The sequence below is a fragment of the Corynebacterium sp. Marseille-Q2823 genome, from assembly GCF_903645345.1.
Taxonomy (GTDB): Bacteria; Actinomycetota; Actinomycetes; order Mycobacteriales; family Mycobacteriaceae; genus Corynebacterium; species Corynebacterium hiratae.
Window position 1 is genome coordinate 119,656 of sequence record NZ_CAHJXS010000006.1, and the last position, 16,607, is coordinate 136,262.

General features: G+C 58.7%; 16 protein-coding genes, 2 tRNA genes and 1 pseudogene. 14 read left to right on the forward strand and 5 right to left on the reverse strand.

The genetic code is table 11. The annotated features are described in order from the left end of the window. Positions 1-25 precede the first annotated feature (25 nt). Positions 26-114: transfer RNA gene (locus HWX44_RS08690), tRNA-Ser, on the forward strand. 60 nt (positions 115-174) lie between these two features. Here the strand turns inward: HWX44_RS08690 and HWX44_RS08695 are convergent. The 5 genes from HWX44_RS08695 to HWX44_RS08715 all read right to left on the reverse strand — a co-directional run bounded on the left by HWX44_RS08695 (position 175) and on the right by HWX44_RS08715 (position 2,306). Further along, positions 175-603: a TA system VapC family ribonuclease toxin gene (locus tag HWX44_RS08695; RefSeq protein WP_083276414.1), complete on the reverse strand. Its 429-nt coding sequence runs from the start codon at positions 601-603 to the stop codon at positions 175-177. Then, on the reverse strand, positions 590-832 hold the full coding sequence (locus tag HWX44_RS08700) for a hypothetical protein (protein WP_175974206.1): 243 nt from the start codon (positions 830-832) through the stop codon (positions 590-592). The genes HWX44_RS08695 and HWX44_RS08700 overlap by 14 nt, the downstream gene beginning before the upstream one ends. A gap of 88 nt (positions 833-920) precedes the next feature. Next, on the reverse strand, positions 921-1,283 hold the full coding sequence (locus tag HWX44_RS08705) for a DoxX family protein (RefSeq protein ID WP_070444309.1): 363 nt from the start codon (positions 1,281-1,283) through the stop codon (positions 921-923). Beyond that, complete coding sequence (locus HWX44_RS08710; RefSeq protein WP_144657635.1) at positions 1,280-1,855, reverse strand: TetR/AcrR family transcriptional regulator; 576 nt, start codon at positions 1,853-1,855, stop codon at positions 1,280-1,282. The genes HWX44_RS08705 and HWX44_RS08710 overlap by 4 nt, the downstream gene beginning before the upstream one ends. Positions 1,856-1,916: 61 nt before the next feature. Continuing rightward, positions 1,917-2,306, reverse strand: coding sequence for an NUDIX hydrolase (locus HWX44_RS08715; RefSeq protein WP_144657633.1), 390 nt, complete (start codon positions 2,304-2,306; stop codon positions 1,917-1,919). 186 nt (positions 2,307-2,492) lie between these two features. Between HWX44_RS08715 and HWX44_RS08720 the strand changes: the two genes are divergently transcribed. The 13 genes and pseudogenes from HWX44_RS08720 (at position 2,493) to HWX44_RS08780 (ending at position 16,519) form a co-directional block, all read left to right on the forward strand. Beyond that, positions 2,493-5,033 carry a YhgE/Pip domain-containing protein gene (locus HWX44_RS08720; RefSeq protein WP_175974208.1) on the forward strand — a complete coding sequence of 847 codons (2,541 nt, stop codon included), beginning with the start codon at positions 2,493-2,495 and terminating at the stop codon, positions 5,031-5,033. Continuing rightward, a complete protein-coding gene (locus HWX44_RS08725) occupies positions 5,033-7,081 on the forward strand; it encodes a YhgE/Pip domain-containing protein (RefSeq protein WP_175974210.1) in 2,049 nt (682 codons plus the stop codon). The genes HWX44_RS08720 and HWX44_RS08725 overlap by 1 nt, the downstream gene beginning before the upstream one ends. A 117-nt stretch (positions 7,082-7,198) precedes the next feature. Then, positions 7,199-8,563, forward strand: a complete 1,365-nt coding sequence (locus tag HWX44_RS08730) for a TrkH family potassium uptake protein (RefSeq protein WP_175974212.1) — start codon at positions 7,199-7,201, stop codon at positions 8,561-8,563. Between the two features lies 1 nt (position 8,564). Continuing rightward, positions 8,565-9,248: a potassium channel family protein gene (locus HWX44_RS08735; protein ID WP_070702445.1), complete on the forward strand. Its 684-nt coding sequence runs from the start codon at positions 8,565-8,567 to the stop codon at positions 9,246-9,248. Positions 9,249-9,297: 49 nt separating this feature from the next. After that, positions 9,298-9,660, forward strand: a complete 363-nt coding sequence (locus HWX44_RS08740) for a YidH family protein (protein WP_070702442.1) — start codon at positions 9,298-9,300, stop codon at positions 9,658-9,660. Then, positions 9,657-9,956, forward strand: coding sequence for a DUF202 domain-containing protein (locus HWX44_RS08745; RefSeq protein ID WP_175974214.1), 300 nt, complete (start codon positions 9,657-9,659; stop codon positions 9,954-9,956). The genes HWX44_RS08740 and HWX44_RS08745 overlap by 4 nt, the downstream gene beginning before the upstream one ends. A gap of 237 nt (positions 9,957-10,193) precedes the next feature. Further along, a complete protein-coding gene (locus tag HWX44_RS08750) occupies positions 10,194-11,768 on the forward strand; it encodes an SLC13 family permease (protein WP_175974216.1) in 1,575 nt (524 codons plus the stop codon). A 42-nt stretch (positions 11,769-11,810) separates the two neighbouring features. After that, a pseudogene (locus HWX44_RS08755) lies at positions 11,811-12,894 on the forward strand (GTP-binding protein). Between the two features lie 166 nt (positions 12,895-13,060). After that, positions 13,061-13,136, forward strand: a tRNA-Arg gene (locus HWX44_RS08760). A gap of 75 nt (positions 13,137-13,211) precedes the next feature. Beyond that, complete coding sequence (locus HWX44_RS08765; protein WP_175974218.1) at positions 13,212-13,676, forward strand: hypothetical protein; 465 nt, start codon at positions 13,212-13,214, stop codon at positions 13,674-13,676. A 108-nt stretch (positions 13,677-13,784) separates the two neighbouring features. Further along, entirely contained in the window at positions 13,785-14,264 is a 480-nt protein-coding gene (locus HWX44_RS08770) for a hypothetical protein (protein WP_175974221.1), read from the forward strand. A gap of 156 nt (positions 14,265-14,420) precedes the next feature. Beyond that, positions 14,421-15,950 carry an IS1634 family transposase gene (locus tag HWX44_RS08775; RefSeq protein ID WP_444843283.1) on the forward strand — a complete coding sequence of 510 codons (1,530 nt, stop codon included), beginning with the start codon at positions 14,421-14,423 and terminating at the stop codon, positions 15,948-15,950. 89 nt (positions 15,951-16,039) lie between these two features. Continuing rightward, on the forward strand, positions 16,040-16,519 hold the full coding sequence (locus tag HWX44_RS08780; protein WP_175974222.1) for a hypothetical protein: 480 nt from the start codon (positions 16,040-16,042) through the stop codon (positions 16,517-16,519). The last annotated feature ends 88 nt before the right edge of the window (positions 16,520-16,607 follow it).

Genomic DNA, 16,607 nt, shown 5'->3' on the forward strand with positions numbered 1-16,607 from the left:
GATGGACGATTCATTACGAATCGCTGGAGACGTGCCAGAGCGGCCGAATGGGGCTCCCTGCTAAGGAGTTGACTTACTTGCGTAGGTCCGGAGGTTCAAATCCTCTCGTCTCCGCAAACTACAGAACCCGAGTCATCGTTTCACCGGTGGCTCGGGTTCTGCGTTTTGTTGTTGTCATTCTGGAAGCGGGTGCCAGCGCAGATCTCGGTAGCGGGCAAAGCCCTGATCTTGGCTCAGTAGGGTTGCTTCTTCTTCTATTACGGCCGCAGCTATCCAGGCATCGGGGATGTCGCTGGCTTTAAGTTTGTGCAAGCGCGCCAATTCAGTGAAGGTTGTCCAGGTTCCTGGGCTGGAGCTTAAAAGGGTGCCGTTTGGGGCTTCTAAAATGGTATTGAGTGCAGTCAGCGCTTGCTGGGCGGTAAGTGGTTTGTGAAAAAGCTTGTGGTTCGTCATGACTCGAAGAAAGCCCGTTGCCACAACATCCAGGAGTCCAATTGTTTCATGTCGATTTAGAGCACTACTTAACCATTGTTGAGCGGGTTTATGTTGCGGTGCAGCGGAGTGGAAGGCATAAACGAGAATGTTGACATCAGGAATGATCATCGAGCACCGCCCACACAGCTTCTTTGTCGCTGAGATCAACTAGAGCCGGTCCGCCGCAATCGAAGGAGGGCAGGTTAACGGGGGTGTCTTCGGTACTGATGTGGGATTCCTTCTTGAGGGCAGCGCGGACCGCCTTTTCGACGTATGAGCTCAAAGTGACATTGTTGGCTTTGGCTTGGACCTTCGTTTCTTCAAGGAGTTTCGGGGGGAGGTTTATCGTGGTACGCATACCTTTAGGGTAGAAAGCATCAAGTCATCAATCAAGAGGTGAAATGATGTATCTGCCTTCAGGAAGCCGTGAAAGGTTGACTGGTGTCTTAATTCAGTGCGAGCGTCAGGGTGAGCACGCCGATTGAGAGCGCGAGCATGCCTAAGCAGTTAATCCAGAATGCGCTACCGAGGAAGTGGGCGTGGGCATGGGCTGCTGCGGCCGCGCAGAAATAGGCGATGACGCCAACCATGGCTGCGATTCCTACGCCGGGGAACCAGAGGCCGGCAATGAGTCCTGCGGCGGCGAGGCACTTGATGACAATGAGCGCCCACCACCAGTCCTTGGGGAGTTTGACGCCGCTGAGGCAGGCTTCGATGAAGGGGACTGGTTTGAGGGAGAGGGCGGCATCGCCAAGCAGAATGGCTGCTAGTAGTAGGGAGGGCCAAGCGGGGGAGGATTCTAGGATCATTGGGTTACTCCGAATGCGGTGTTGAGGCGTTCGATCGATGAGGCGGCTTGGGATGTGAGGTGCTCGGTGTCGTAGATTCCGGCGGCCCAGCCAATGAGTAAGCCGAGGTAGACGTTGTACAGCAGGTTGGAGTACTCGGCCGCATCGTCGCTGTTGAGTCTGGAGCCAAGGCGCAGGGCGATTTCATCGGTCAGGAGCGCTTTGAGCGCGGTGAGCGCTTCGCCTTGGTTACCTTGTTGGATGAGCGCCGCGCCGAACGCGCGGGAGAGTTCATCGTGGCCGGTGAACATCTGCAGGAATGGTTTGAGGACGTCGAGGAGGCTATCGGATTGTCCCCGGATGTCATCGTGGAGTTCTGAAATGCGTTGGCCAATGGTGTGGATAAGCAGCGTTTGTTTGTCGCCGACTCCCATGACGGTCCCCACGCTGACGCCAGCTTCGGATGCGATAGTCCGGATGCTGGTGGTGGCGTAGCCCTGAGTGAGGAAGAGGTCATAGGCGGTGGCTAGGACCTTGCTGTCGGTGCCAGCTTTGGCGGCCGAGCGTGATGAGTGAACGTGTTCAGTGAACATGTTCAAAGAGTAGCGCTTGACAGTTTCAGGGTCAATGGCGTCAGAGTGTTGGTGATTGCAACTAGGTCAGCGCGGGGAAGACGCGGTCACGCAACAGGTGCGCAAGCTCGCGGTCGGGGGCCGCTGGGTTGACCCAGGCGGTGTCGCCGATTTCGGCGGCCGCATGGGGTTCGTCGGCGGTGACGGTGCGGGTGCAGGTGAAGATGGTGCCGACGACGACCTCGCCTGGTTCGTTGGCGGCGGGGGCGTCGAAAGTGCCGAGTTCGTTGAGGCTCTCGGCGTCGAGGGTGAGGCCTACTTCTTCGGCGACTTCGCGCAGGGCGGCGTCGACAAGCGCTTCGCCCGCCTCAGGCTTGCCGCCGGGCAGCTGGTACTTGGTGGAGGACTTTTTGCGCACGGTGAGCACGTGACCTTGCGGGTTGCGGATGACGACGGCTGCGACTTCAATCATGGCCGCCGATTGTAGTGGGCAGTGAAAGTGCTAGAAAAATTTTGTTTATCAATACAAGTTGGCGTGGTGTGGGACAAGGGTTTTGTTTCAGCAAACCATATCAATCGTTAATTGTTAATCATGGAAATTACTTTATAGGTTTCGGCAGGTTAGAGACTCGAAGCTTCAACGGGTACACTGCCTTCAGTGCGCCAAAGTTGGAAGATTTTTATCAGAGATGTAGCCAGGCTTGGCCGCGTCCCCAGGGCGTGGATCATCCTCATCGGACTCATCATCACCCCCGCGTTGTATTCATGGGTGAACATCGCGGCTTTTCGTGATCCTTATGGCCATACCAACAACATCAAAGTGGCCGTGGTCAACGAGGACAAGGGTGCAAACAACGAGCTCACCGGGGACATTGATGTCGGCAGCGAGGTCATTGAAAAGCTGAAAAAGAATGACCAGTTAGGCTGGCAATTCCTTGAGCGCGACGAAGCCGAGAAAGCCCTTTTAGAGGGAGACGTGTATGCCTCGGTGACGATTCCGGAGGACTTTAGCGAGAACCTCGTGAGCATGCTCGACGGGAAGTTCACACAGCCGCAACTGGTCTACCGCGTCAATGAGAAGAACAACGCCATCGCCGTGAAGATCACGGATACCGGTGCCAAAGGTCTGGACAAGCAGATCACGGCGGCCTTCAAGGAACAGGTGGCCACGGTTGCGGCGGAAAATGTTAAGGACACCGGTACCGACTTCGAGCGAAAAGTCACGCGCGCGATGAACAACACCAGCTCCGCGTTCGGGGCGACCGCGCAGGAGATCGACGGCAACCGCGAGAACCTCGCGCGGATCCAGGGAAAGCTTGACGCCGCTGCTGACTCCACGTTGGGAGCTAAGTCCACGGTGGCTGATGTGAGCACCGCGCTGGGCGACGCCCAAACCGCCCTCGCCGAGGTCTCCTCCCTGGTCGAGCAGGCCCAAGGTGGTATTGGGGACTTCACCGACCAGACCACCGGCGCCTTCGTCAACGGTGCGACTGCGGTGGCGGACGGTACTGCCCAGGCGCAGGAATCCATCGCGGATGTCACCGCGGGCCTGAACCAGGCCGGTGACCGCTTCGATTACGCCACGCAGCGGGCCAATACCGCCATTGATGCGAGCGCAGAATCGATTGCGCAGCTTAAAGCCCTGCGCGATTCCGCAACACTCTCACCGCAGGTGGCTAAGGAGATTGATGACGCCATCCAGCGCCTTGATGAGGGTAATGAATCCAACCGCCAGTTGGTGGGGAACCTCAGTGCGCTGAGCAAGGATACGCAGGCCGCGGCGGATAACGTGCAGGCTAGCGCGGAGGCCATCAACCAGGCGGCGGCCGATACCAAGGCCACCTCGCAGACGCTGCGCGATACCGTGACGTCCGCCGTGCCCGAAATCAACCGCGCCATGAGCAATCTGAGCTCCATGGCGAGCGCTTTGAGCTCCACCCTGGAAGCCCAGAAGGGCACCATGCAGGAGGCAGACGGTCTCCTAGATGGTGTGGCCCAGCAGCTGCGGGCGACGAAGGACACCTTGTCTGATTTCGATGCCAACCTCCTTGCCCTTCAGGACAGTTTGCGCGCGATGCAGGGCGATGTGGGCTCGCTGCGAGCCGCAATGAACTCCAAGGTTGTTCAAGATGTCACCGGGCTGGATGCAGAAGAAATCGGTAGGTTCTTTGCCGAACCCATCGAGCTGAAGACCGAAACCGTGTACCCGGTGGACAGCTACGGCTCCGCCATGGCGGCGCTGTTTACTAACCTCTCGCTGTGGATTGGTGCCTTCGTCCTCATGGTGATCTTCCGGGTGGAGGTGGATAAGGAAGGCTTCGACCGCGTCACAGTGGGCCAGGCCTACCTGGGCCGCTTCCTCCTCATGGCCTTGATGGTCATCATCCAGGCCGTCACGGTCACCGTGGGTGATCTGCTCATTGGCGTGCAGACCGTGAACGCGCCTGCCTTCATCCTGACGGGCGTGCTCGTGGGGCTGGCCTACTTGAGCATTATTTACGCACTGTCCTCATCCCTGGGACACCTGGGACGTGGCCTCTGCGTGGTCTTTGTCATTATCCAGATTCCGGGTGCGTCGGGCCTGTACCCGATTGAGCTTTTGCCCAACTTCTTCCACACCATCTACCCACTACTGCCATTCACGTACGGCATCGATGCCATGCGCGAAACCATCGGTGGGTTCTACGGCAACCACTATTTCAAGAACATGGCCGTGCTCGCCTTCATGTTCATTCTGTTCTTCGTCTTCGGCCTGCTGCTGCGTAAGGCGTTGGCGCACTTCAACGTCATCTTTAACCGCGAGCTGCGGGATACCGAGCTCTTTGACTATGAAAACGTGCAGGTTGTCGGCTCCGGCTATCGCATCGCGGACGTCATCCAGGCGCTGGATAGCCGCAGTGGTCTGAAGAAAGATTTGGACCGCCGTGCGCATGACTGGGGCTACTGGCTCAAGCTGGTGGGCATCGCCGGCGTTATCGGCGTGGTGATCCTCATCGTCGTCTCGGGTCTCTTGCCCGACCAAAAGCCGCTGCTTCTGGCTATTTGGACGGCATGGTGCTTCCTCATCATTATCGCCGCGGTCACCCTGGAGTACCTGCGCATTAGCCTGAAGCAGTCCGCAGAGCTGGTGACGCTGGATGAGGATGACATCAAACATCCGGCTCGCATCGGGGCCGACTCCACGGAGGGGGATAACTAATGCGTGGAACACTCGATCTTTTCCTCGACGACATGCGCACCGCATGCCGCAACGTGATGAGCGCGGTGATGCTCGTGGGGCTCGTTGTCATCCCGATGCTGTTTACCTGGTTCAACGTGCTGGCCAGTTGGGATCCCTTCGATAACACCAGCCAGCTCAAGGTGGCGGTGGCTAGCAAGGACACCGGCTATAAAAGCGATCTGTTGCCGGTGCCCATCAATGTCGGCGACCAGGTGCTCAATGAGCTGCGCGCAAACGATCAGCTGGATTGGGTTGTGACGACTTCCGATGAGGCGATTGAAGGTACCAAGTCCGGTGAGTATTACGCAGCCATCGTGCTTCCGGAAGATTTCAGTACCGACATGATGAACTTCTATACGGATGGTTCCCAGCCCGCGGATTTGTCCTTCTACATGAATGAGAAGAAGAACGCCTTGGCTCCGAAGATCACTGGTCAAGGCGCAGAGGGTGTGTCGGCCCAGGTGGCCGAGGCCTTCACCACGACGGTCGGTGACGTCTCCTTCGATCTGGTCACCTCGCTCTCCGATTTCTTGAGCCAGGGCGATACCAAGGCTGTGTTGGATCGGATGCAGGCGCGCGCGGATGGAGTGCAGACCCAGCTGGACATGGCCGCGCGTACCGCGCGTTCCCTCGCGGGCCTGGTGGATACCGCGGTTCCGCTCATGGAAAGCGCCCAGCGCATTGCGGACTCGGCAGACCTGGAGCTGCCGGAGGTCCAGTCCTCCTCGCTCAATGTTTCCACGGATGCCCTGCAGCAATCCCTCGATGCCACCAGCGCCAGTTATGACGTGGTACGCCAACGCATTGATGCGCTTTACGACGACGCCTCCGCCTCCCGCGCCGACCGTGTCGCCACGCTCAATACCTTGGCCGGCCAGGTAGAAGGAACGATTGCCCAGTACCAGAACCTGCACGGCCACATTGAGGTCCTCCCGATTCCCGTAGGGGATAAGGAGAAAGCGCTCAGCCGTATCGAGGAGGCCATCGATGCTCAGCGCACTCTCCACGCCCGCCTCACGGCGGCCGCGAACGCTCCCGAACCCACGAAGCCGGATCTCTCCAGCCTCGATGATGCCAAGAGGGCGGTGGAAGGAATCTCCACTTCTGGCCTGCGTGAATCCTTGCGCGCGCTGCAGGATTCCCTGGGCCAGGTAAGCGCGGATCTGGATACCGCGAAGACTCCCGTCACCATTGATTCCTCTTCCTTGACGGATGCTCGGGATGCGGTACAGAAGCTCGCCTCTGGCCTGCAGGATAAAGCCAACAAGTTCGGCGACTTGCGGAAGGATATCGACTCCGCTGCGGCATCCGGGGATCTGAAGAAGCTGGCGGACCTCATCGGTTCCGATCCGGACGCTCTGGCGCACGCGATTGCGGCTCCAGTGAACGTCGACAGGCAAGCGGTCTACCCGGTCAAGAGCTTCGGCGCCGGCATGACACCCATGTACACGGCGCTGGCGCTGTGGGTCGGCGCGCTGCTGACCGCAGTGAGCGTGCGCACGGATGTTGTGGACAAGGACAAGTATTCGCCGATGCAGCGCTTCTTCGGGCGCTTCGGTATTTTCGCGGCAGTCGGCCTCATGCAGTCGACGATGCTCATTTTGGGCCTCATCTTCTTCGTGGGCATCGAGCCTGCGCACCCGATTCTCATGCTGCTGGCAGGCTGGGTAAGCTCGCTCATCTTTATGCTGATTTGCTACACCTTCGTGGTCTCCTTCGCCAACGCCGGTAAAGCCTTAGCGGTGCTCATGTTGGTGATTCAGGTGTCCTCGTCGGGCGGTGCTTACCCATTGCAGGTGCTTCCGGAGTGGTTCCAGAACATCAGCCCCTGGTTGCCGGCGACCTACACCATCCGTGCACTCCGCGCGGCCATCGCCGGAACTTATCACGGCGATTTCTGGCTCTCGCTGCTTGCCCTCTTACTCTTTGCCGTGCCGATGCTGGTTTTGGGCGTGGTCTTCCACAAACCGTTGGAGAAGTTCACCAACGGCTGGGTAGAGACTTTGGAGAAGACCAAGTTGATGTAGCGCTTACTTCGCGGTGCCTTCGGGGTTATCGATTGTGATGATTCACATAATAAAATCGCAATATTCAAGGCTGAGGGGAGTGTCCATCGGAGGTAAATGGCAGTAAGCTGAAGCGCTGTGAAACGCGGTCATTTCCTGGGCCCGGCTCGGCTCACCGCCGTGGGCTTTATCCTGCTCATCCTCGTGGGAACGCTGCTGCTGATGCTGCCGATTTCCGCCAACGTTCCGCAGTGGACACCGTTCCTGCCGGCGCTGTTTACGGCTACCTCGGCGGTCTCTTTGACGGGTCTCGTGGTGGAGGACACCGGCACCTATTGGACGCCCTTCGGCCAAGCGGTCATCATCGCGCTCATCCAGCTGGGCGGCCTCGGCATTATGAGCCTGGCATCGCTATCAGGCATGTTGTTGACCGGTCGCATCAGCTTCAAAGCCCGCCGGACCATGGCGGCGGAAGGTCGTGCTGTGGCTTCCGGAGGCATTCGACATGCCCTGCTGCTCACCCTGATGATGACTCTGATCTGTGAGGCCACAGTTGCCGTGTTCATCGGTGTGCGCCTAGCCACCGAACACGGCGTGGCACCAGGGCGCGCGGTGTGGGAAGGTATCTTCCACGCCATTTCGGCCTTCAATAACGCTGGGTTTAGTACCTATTCAGACAGCGTCATTTCCTTCGCCGCCGATGGCTGGATTCTGATTCCTCTCGCCTTCGCCCTGATTGTCGGTGGTCTGGGCTATCCCATGTTGGCGGAGTTCGTGCGACGGGCCCGTGCACGGCTAACGCGCTGGCGCGGCGGCACGCCCCGCATTCACCGCATGTCCATGACCGCCCGGATGACGCTGGGCGCCACCGCGTTCTTGTTGCTGGGTGGCACCGTGGTCTTCTTCCTCTCCGAGGGTTCCGGTGTGCTGCATGGGATGCCGTTGGACCAGAAGCTGATCAACGCCTTCTTCATGAGCGCTTCGCCCCGAACGGCCGGTTTCAACGCCATCGACTACGGGGAAGCGCACCCGTTGACGCTGATGGTTACGGACATCTTGATGTTCATCGGCGGCGGCTCCGCCGGTACGGCGGGTGGCATCAAGGTGACTACCGCATGCGTTCTGGGCGCGGCGATGATTTCTGAATTCTTGGGCAGGGAAGACCCCTCCATCGGGCACCGTCGCCTGCCGCTGTCCACCTTCCGTCAGGCCCTCGCGCTGACTGCCGCCGGAATGATCGTCGTTGCCGTAGGTGTGGCGACGCTGCGCATCTGGGACCCAGAGTTCACCGCGGACCAGGTCACTTTCGAAGTCATGTCCGCCTTCGCCACCGTGGGCTTGTCCACGGGTATTACTGCAAGTTTGTCCGCACCATCGCAGCTCATGCTGTGTCTCATCATGTACGTTGGCCGCGTAGGCCCCACCACTTTCGTGGCGGCACTGGCCGCCCGGACCATCAGCCTGCGCTACCGCTACCCAGAAGAAAGGCCGTTCATTGGCTAACATGTTCAGCGCCCTGCGGCGCGAGAAGACGTCCATCAATATTCCACCGGTCGTCGTCATTGGTATGGGGCGGTTCGGTTCTTCCCTGGCCCGCGAGCTGATGGAGCACGGCGTGGAGGTTCTCGGCATCGACGCCGAGGAGAAGCACGTGCGCGAACACGCCGCGTACCTCACCGAAGCGGTGACCGCGGATACCACCGACGCCGAGGCCCTCCGCCAGCTGGGCGTTGATGAAGTAGAGCGCGTGGTCGTGGCCATCGGCTCCGATTTGGAGGATTCCATCCTTACGGCCTCCAACCTCGTGGAGCTCGGGGTGAGCGATATCTGGGCCAAGGCTGATTCAGATGCTCATGCCCGCATCCTGCGCCAACTCGGAGTGCACCACGTGATCCGCCCGGAGCGCGATACGGGCCGCCGCGTGGCGCACCTGTTGGGCGGGCGCTTCGAGGATTTTGCAGAGATCGCCACCGACTATGGTGTGACGGCGATGACCCCGCCGGCGTCGATAAGCAAGCGCCCGCTCAACCTGCACCAGGTGTGGGAAGCACACAACGTTCAGCTCATCTCCCGCTGTGAGGGGCCTGGCCAGTGGCGCCCGCTTGTCGACGGCACCGAGCTCACCCACCGCGACCTCATCGTCGTCGCCGGTAGCCCCGCGGATCTGGAGGCCTTCTCGCAGTCCTAGGCGGCGCCTCGCGCTGTGGAGTGAGGAGCGGGGCGCTACAGTAGCGCCTATGAGGAAGGCACGTTTCCCGCGCTCGGTGTATGGAACAGGGGAGGAACCCGACCCGCGCTTCAGCATGGCTAATGAGCGCACCTTTCTGGCGTGGATCCGCACGTCATTGGCCTTTATTGCCGGTGGTGTGGCGCTGGAGACTTTCGAGCTGCCTCTGAATTCCACGCTGACTCGTGTCGTCTCCGTCATCATGTTGATCGTGGCCATCGTGCTGCCGGCGGTGGCGTGGTTTCACTGGGGTGCCTCCGAGCGCGCGATGCGCCAGGGGCGCCCGCTCCCGGCTAGCCCGGCGTTGGCGCTGATTGTTGGCGTGGTGATCATCATCGGTCTGATGATTCTGGTGGGCGAGCTGCTAGCGTGAGCGAGCTTTTTGATCCCGGCCTCCAACCCGAGCGCACCCGCTTAGCCTGGCAGCGCACGGGGCTTGCCGGCCTCATCGCGGGGCTGCTCGTCGTGCGCTCCGTTGCGCCATGGGCCGCGCTGATTGTTGGGGTAGTGGTGGCCGTTGTGTTGTGGTTGGCCACCGCTAAGCTCCGCCATGCTGACGAGATCCTCGCCCGGACTTCATCACCTATCCTGCCCGGGGCCCCAGCGCTGGCCGCCGTTACGCTGGGGACGATGCTTCTTGGCGCGGTGGCCTTTGCCGCTATCTGGTAGCGGTGCTCAACGCGAATCTTAAAGGGGTTGCCCACACATTGGTGAGAATTCTTTGCAGCTAATCTGCAAAAAGTTTTGCAAACAGGGGTGAATTTGGTTCTTTAGTGGGGGTAATGAGACGAAAGTGTTTGTTGGTTGTCTGTGGTCTCGATAGCCTGAACGTGTAGGCCCATTCGGTGATCCCGATAACTCTCTCGGCTGAATGGGGGCTGGTTAACCAGGAAAAGGAGGGGGCAGATGACTACCCCGCAAACTCACGTCTCAACCGCGCACACGGAGGGCGAGGACGATCGCGGTGTCGACCGCAAAGACTGGCGCCGCATGGCTATTGGCCTCATTGTCGGTCTCGCATTAGCCATTCTTGTGTGGTTCATCTTCCCCAGCAACGCTGTTGATACGGTGTTGCAATCACCCGGCGCTAAGGAAGACACCGAATACACCCAGGGTGCATTGCGTGCTGTAGCCGCCGTGACCATTCTGATGGGCGTGTGGTGGATGACGGAGGCCATTCCGTTGGCCGCTACGGCACTGTTGCCGTTGGTTATCTTCCCGCTAGCTGGTGTGGGTGCCATCAAGGAAGTCGGTGCACCGTATGCCTCCGCCACTATCTTCCTGTTCATGGGAGGCTTCCTTGTAGCCCTTGCGCTGCAGCGCTGGAACCTTCACCGCCGCCTTGCACTTTACGTGGTGAAGCTGATTGGTACCTCGCCCAAGCGTCTCATTTTGGGCTTTATGGTGGCTACTGGATTCTTGTCCATGTGGGTCTCTAACACTGCAACCGCCGTGGTTATGCTGCCGATTGGTACGTCAGTGCTGGCGCTGACTGCGGAGACCGTTGGTGGTTGGGATAAGCAGAAGAAGTTCGCCACTGCTCTCATGCTTGGTATCGCGTACTCGGCGTCCATTGGCTCGCTGGGCACGCTCATCGGCACCCCGCCGAATGCCTTCCTCAATGCGTATATGGCGGATACCTGGGGTGTGACCCTCGGCTTTGGTCGCTGGATGGCTGTAGGTGTGCCGCTGGCCGCCATTTTCCTGCTCATCGCGTGGTTCCTGCTCATCACCATCTTTCAGCCGGAGATGAAGGAGATTCCGGGTGGGCGCGAGCTTATTGATGAGGAAATTGAGGCCCTCGGCCCGTGGACCCGCCCCCAAATCATGACGGGTATTATCTTCCTGCTCGCCGCCGCTTCCTGGGTGACCCTGCCGCTCGTGCTTAAGGAATTCGACAACTACGATGACGCCATCGTAGGTATTGCAGCCGGTATTCTGCTTTTCATCTTGCCGGCGGACAACGAGCGCCGTATCCGCCTCCTGGACTGGGAGACGGCGAACGAGATGCCGTGGGACGTGCTCCTCTTGTTTGGTGGTGGCCTATCGCTTTCGGCAATGTTCAATCAGTCTGGCCTGTCCCTATGGATTGGTGAGATGGCTAAGGGGCTTAGCGTCCTGCCGGTCGTGCTCATCGTGGCTGCCGTGGCTGCGCTGGTGCTCTTCCTTACGGAAATCACTTCTAACACCGCAACTGCCGCGACCTTCATTCCGATCATGGGCGGCGTCGCGGTGGGCGTTGGTCTGACCGCTGACGGTGACGTCAACGTCCTCCTCCTCACCATCCCGGTGGCGCTCGCGGCAACGTGTGCATTCATGTTGCCCGTGGCTACCCCGCCGAACGCCATTGCGTACGGCTCTGGCTACGTCAAGATTGGTGAAATGATTAAGGGCGGTCTGGGTCTCAATATCATCGGCATCTTCCTCATTACCCTGACCGTTTACCTGCTGGCGGTGCCTATTTTCGGCCTCGCGGTCTAGCTGACGTAGCCATCCCTTGATGAAAAACATTATCATTACGGGATGGCTACACCCGTTACCGTGCTGTCCGGATTTTTAGGCAGCGGAAAGACCACCCTTCTCAACCACCTGTTGGCCAACCGCGAGGGGCGCAAGCTGGCAGTCCTTGTCAACGACTTCTCCGAGGTCAATATCGATGCCGCCCTCGTCGCTGGCGAGGGTCATCTTGAACGCGGCGAAGACCGCTTCGTTGAGCTCTCCAACGGCTGCATTTGCTGTACGTTGCGCGAGGATCTTATTGAGTCCGTCGGCAAGCTGGCCCGTTCCGGCCGTTTCGATCAGATCGTCATCGAATCCACCGGTATTTCCGAGCCCATGCCCGTCGCCGCCACCTTTGAGTGGAAGTTTGAAGACGGCGCCACGCTTGCCGACGTTGCCCCTATCGACACCATGGTCTCCCTCGTCGATGCCTCCACGTTCCTGACTAATCTTGTTCCTGACTAATCTTCGCCGCGGCCGCAGCCTAGTCTCCGAGAACATTGAGGCCACGCCTGACGACGACCGCACCATCGCCGATCTCTTCGTGGATCAAGTCGAGTTCGCCGATCTCATCCTCATCACCAAGACGGACCTGGTGGAGGCCGCCGAAACCGAGCGCGTCATCGCCACCGTGCGTGCCATGAACCCCCGCGCCCGCGTCGTGCCGGTGACCAACGGGGTCATCGATCCCGCGCTGGTTCTCGACGCCCACCTTTACGACGCCGCCACCGCCGCGACCTACCACGGCTACGCCGAGGAGCTGGCGAACCCGCACGCCCCCGAAACCGAAGAGTATGGCATCTCTTCGGTGGTCTTCCGCGCTGACCGTCCTTTCAACCGCGAGCGCCTGCTCAAGGCCTTGCGTGCCAGCACAGGCCTGGTGCGCTCGAAGGGCTATTGCTGGATTGATACCGATCTGCGCGTGGCCCACGCCTGGCAACAGGCTGGTCCCAACCTGCAGATCATGCCGGCCTCCTTGTGGGCTGCCAACGGCGTCACTCCCGGCACAGAACTAGTGCTCATTGGCATCGACTTCGACCACGAGTCCACGCTTCAGTCCTTCCGTGACGCCGTGCTTTCCGACGTCGAAGTGGCCGCCCTCATCTAGCCCCTTCTTAAGGTGAACACGGGGTGAATTGCTATGCCCATTTCTTGGGTTGAAAACATGCATTGACATCGGGATTTGTTAGTTCTCTGGAGTGTGGGTATAGTTATTCCTCGTTGCACAGCAGAGCACACACGCTCCGGCGTTAAGCACTGCGAACCAACGGACTGCGCCCGTAGCTCAACGGATAGAGCATCTGACTACGGATCAGAAGGTTGGGGGTTCGAATCCCTCCGGGCGCACCAAATCTCAGCCGCCTTCGGGCGGCTTTTCTCGTTTTCGACTCCGTGGGTTGGGCAAACCCGGTAATGTCCTGAAATATGATCAAAGCGATTCTCTCCGCCATCCTGTTATTCATCTCCTCGCTGTTTTCTAGCGCGGGCTCCTCGGAGCTGGCGGGGAGCTCGGAGGCGTGGGGGCTAAACGTCGCCCAGCACGGCATCATCACGGACGCACCCGGGGGACTAGTCGAAGCAAACGATGAGCAGATGGAACATATCACTGCTTTCAGGTGGGAGTCTGAGGCGAGCCCAGAGGACTTCTCCCTGAATTTCCAGAACCAGACGGCGTGGCTGCCCTGTAACGGCGGTGACTTCACCTTGGTTGATGGCGGCGTGGAGCTCAGCATGTTGACGGATAAGGCCTGCCCTAGAGGAAAAGTCGACCTTCCCTTCATCATGTTCCTGTCCGAACCGGCGAAGGTGAAGGTGGACCCCGATGCCTCCGCAACCCCTGAGCGCATTTACCTTGTAGGCGATGGCAAAGCTATCACGCTCACCCGCTGAGACGCATATCGCGCAGCGCTGAGTGAAACGCAGAGCTGACAACAAACAGAAATGAGAAGACCGGCCAGAGCCACTGGTTGGTCGGTTGGGAGTGATACAATGATGCCCATGATTCAAGCGATTCTCTCCGCTATCCTGCTTTTCATTTCCTCCCTCTTCTCTTTTGCCGGCTCCTCGGAGCTGCCGGGGAGCTCGGGCATAGCGGAAGTTGGATCCTCGCAGCGCAACATTGTTACTGGCGTGCCCGCAGGCCTGGTCACCGCCAATGCGCAGCAGATGGAGTTCGTGGTGAATTCCGAGTGGGAGTCCGCGCAGCAGCCGGATTCCTTTCGCGTGAACTTTAGGGATCGGGTCGTGCAGTTCTCCTGCGATATCCTCAGTTTCCACTTTGAGAGCAGCGGAGATGGTCAGCTAGAAATCACTCGGGATTTGAGGTTGGACAAAATCTGCTTTGGCGCGCAACCTGACGGGGCCATCATGAAACTTCTTGCAAGTCCAGTAACGGTGATGGTGGACCCCGATGCCTCCGCAACCCCTGAGCGCATTTACTTCGTGCGCGATGGCAAAGCCATCGCCCTTAGCCGCTGAGACGCATATCACGCAGCGCTGAGTGAAACCTGACTTAGGTCATGGGTGGGTGAGTAACGTCACTCTTGACACTGTTACCTGTTGGTTTTCGTCGGTGGGGAGGAATTTTTCCGCACTAAGTGGGTAGTGCCGGGGGTGTTCAGTAGTCTGATTTTTGTGAGTCCTTATATTCGCACTGTCAAGACCGCTTCTGGGGCGATGGCGGTGCAGGTGGTGTTCTCTGAACGCAAAGGTGCGAAAAGGATGAAGCATATCGGTTCAGCGCATTCAGAGTCTGAGCTTGCGCTTTTGCGGGCTGAAGCTCAACGCATCGTCGATGGTGACCAACTCGCATTGGACTTCGGCGAGGTTAGACACATCCCTCCGGCAACAGGCAGCGTTTCCAACCCGCTGCCGGTAGTCGGTCAGCGGGCCGGATACTTGCTGGACTGTATTGATGCGTGTTTCAACGAGTTAGGTCTTGCTGCAGCAAGCGGTGATGATCCGGTGTTTCGCGATCTGGTGCGCGCTCGGTTGATTAATCCTGGCTCAAAGTTTGATTCGATCGAAACCCTTGCTGAAGTTGGGGTGACAAGCGCAAGCTATCGCACCATCCAGAGGCGTCTTTCCTCCTTCGCTACCGAATCGTTCGGGGAGATACTAACTCAAGCGTTGGCCCATCATGCAGGTATTGGGCCAGGCGCATTCATCTTGTACGACGTGACTACCTTGTATTTTGAAACCGATACTGCTGATGAGCTTCGTAAACCCGGGTTTTCCAAAGAGCGCCGTGTAGAGCCGCAAATCCTTGTCGGGCTGCTTACTGATGCCACTGGGTTTCCACTGCATGTGGGCGCGTTTGCTGGCAACTCGGCAGAAACCCACACGATGCTGCCGATGATCACACGGTTCCAAGAGGCTTACCAACTCGATGAAGTTACCGTCGTTGCTGATGCGGGCATGTTTTCAGCGGCGAACAAACAAGCATTGATAGATGCAGGGCTGCACTACATTTTGTCGGTGAAAACCCCCACCGTGCCTGAGGTGATCGAAACCTGGCGGCGGGACAACCCCGGTGAAGACTACACCCACGGCCAGATCTGGACGCAAGCCTCGGCAAGTGATGGGCGCAAGCACGCTACCCCAAATTCGGTGACGCATTACCAGTACTCTCACGACCGGGCTAGGCGCAGCCTGCGCGGAATCAAAGAGCAAGTCGCGAAAGCCAAACGCGCTGTTGACGGCGATATCGCAATCAAGCGCAACCGCTATATTGATCTTTCCGCCCCGAATAAGAAGGTCAACTACGCTCTTGCTGCCAAGCACCGAGCCCTAGCCGGAATTAAAGGCTATGAAACCGACCTGACTACTCTTCCCGCTAGTGAGGTTATAGGGCATTACCGCAGGTTATTCAACATTGAGAAATCATTTCGGATGTCGAAATCAGACCTGAAAGCACGCCCAATCTACGCCAGGAAACAAGACTCGATCACAGCACATCTCCATATTGTGATGGCCGCACTAGCCGTGGCTCACCTGATGGAGACCCGCAGTGGTCAATCCATCAAACGCCTGGTGAGAACACTCAAGAAATACCGCAGCTTTCAACTCGTCGTGGGCGGCGAAACCATTCACGCCGCCGTACCACTCCCGCCCGACCTCACCGCCACCATCCAAGCAATCACCGGCCGCGAACTTCCGCACTAAATTGGCCTAAGTCAGGCTGACAACAAACAGAAATGAGAAGACCGGCCAGAGCCAATGGTTGGTCGGTTGGGAGGGATACAATGATGCCCATGATTCAAGCGATTCTCTCCGCTATCCTGCTTTTCATTTCCTCCCTCTTTTCTTTTGCTGGCTCCTCGGAGCTGCCGGGAAGCTCGGGCATAGCGGAAGCTGGATCCTCGCAGCGCAACATTGTTACTGGCGTGCCCGCAGGCCTGGTCACCGCCAATGCGCAGCAGATGGAGTTCGTGGTGAATTCCGAGTGGGAGTCCGCGCAGCAGCCGGATTCCTTTCGCGTGAACTTTAGGGATCGGGTCGTGCAGTTCTCCTGCGATATCCTCAGTTTCCACTTTGAGAGCAGCGGAGATGGTCAGCTAGAAATCACTCGGGATTTGAGGTTGGACAAAATCTGCTTTGGCTCGCAACCTGACGGGGCCATCATGAAACTTCTTGCAAGTCCAGTAACGGTGAAGGTGGACCCCGATGCCTCCGCAACCCCTGAGCGCATTTACCTCGTGCGCGATGGAAAAGCTATCGCCCTTACCCGCTGAGATGCATATCACGCAGCGCTGAGTGAAATGCAGAGCTGAAAACGCACACAAATAAGAAGACCGGCCAGAGCCACTGGTCGGTCTTTCG

What these genes read in the sequence shown, in the direction of transcription:
- HWX44_RS08695 (WP_083276414.1), bottom strand. Translation starts at nt 603, where the DNA reads ATGATCATTCCTGATGTCAACATTCTCGTTTATGCCTTCCACTCCGCT.
- HWX44_RS08725 (WP_175974210.1), top strand. Translation starts at nt 5,033, where the DNA reads ATGCGTGGAACACTCGATCTTTTCCTCGACGACATGCGCACCGCATGC.
- HWX44_RS08770 (WP_175974221.1), top strand. Translation starts at nt 13,785, where the DNA reads ATGATTCAAGCGATTCTCTCCGCTATCCTGCTTTTCATTTCCTCCCTC.
- HWX44_RS08765 (WP_175974218.1), top strand. Translation starts at nt 13,212, where the DNA reads ATGATCAAAGCGATTCTCTCCGCCATCCTGTTATTCATCTCCTCGCTG.
- HWX44_RS08700 (WP_175974206.1), bottom strand. Translation starts at nt 832, where the DNA reads ATGCGTACCACGATAAACCTCCCCCCGAAACTCCTTGAAGAAACGAAG.
- HWX44_RS08735 (WP_070702445.1), top strand. Translation starts at nt 8,565, where the DNA reads ATGTTCAGCGCCCTGCGGCGCGAGAAGACGTCCATCAATATTCCACCG.
- HWX44_RS08705 (WP_070444309.1), bottom strand. Translation starts at nt 1,283, where the DNA reads ATGATCCTAGAATCCTCCCCCGCTTGGCCCTCCCTACTACTAGCAGCC.
- HWX44_RS08750 (WP_175974216.1), top strand. Translation starts at nt 10,194, where the DNA reads ATGACTACCCCGCAAACTCACGTCTCAACCGCGCACACGGAGGGCGAG.
- HWX44_RS08710 (WP_144657635.1), bottom strand. Translation starts at nt 1,855, where the DNA reads ATGTTCACTGAACACGTTCACTCATCACGCTCGGCCGCCAAAGCTGGC.
- HWX44_RS08740 (WP_070702442.1), top strand. Translation starts at nt 9,298, where the DNA reads ATGAGGAAGGCACGTTTCCCGCGCTCGGTGTATGGAACAGGGGAGGAA.
- HWX44_RS08780 (WP_175974222.1), top strand. Translation starts at nt 16,040, where the DNA reads ATGATTCAAGCGATTCTCTCCGCTATCCTGCTTTTCATTTCCTCCCTC.
- HWX44_RS08715 (WP_144657633.1), bottom strand. Translation starts at nt 2,306, where the DNA reads ATGATTGAAGTCGCAGCCGTCGTCATCCGCAACCCGCAAGGTCACGTG.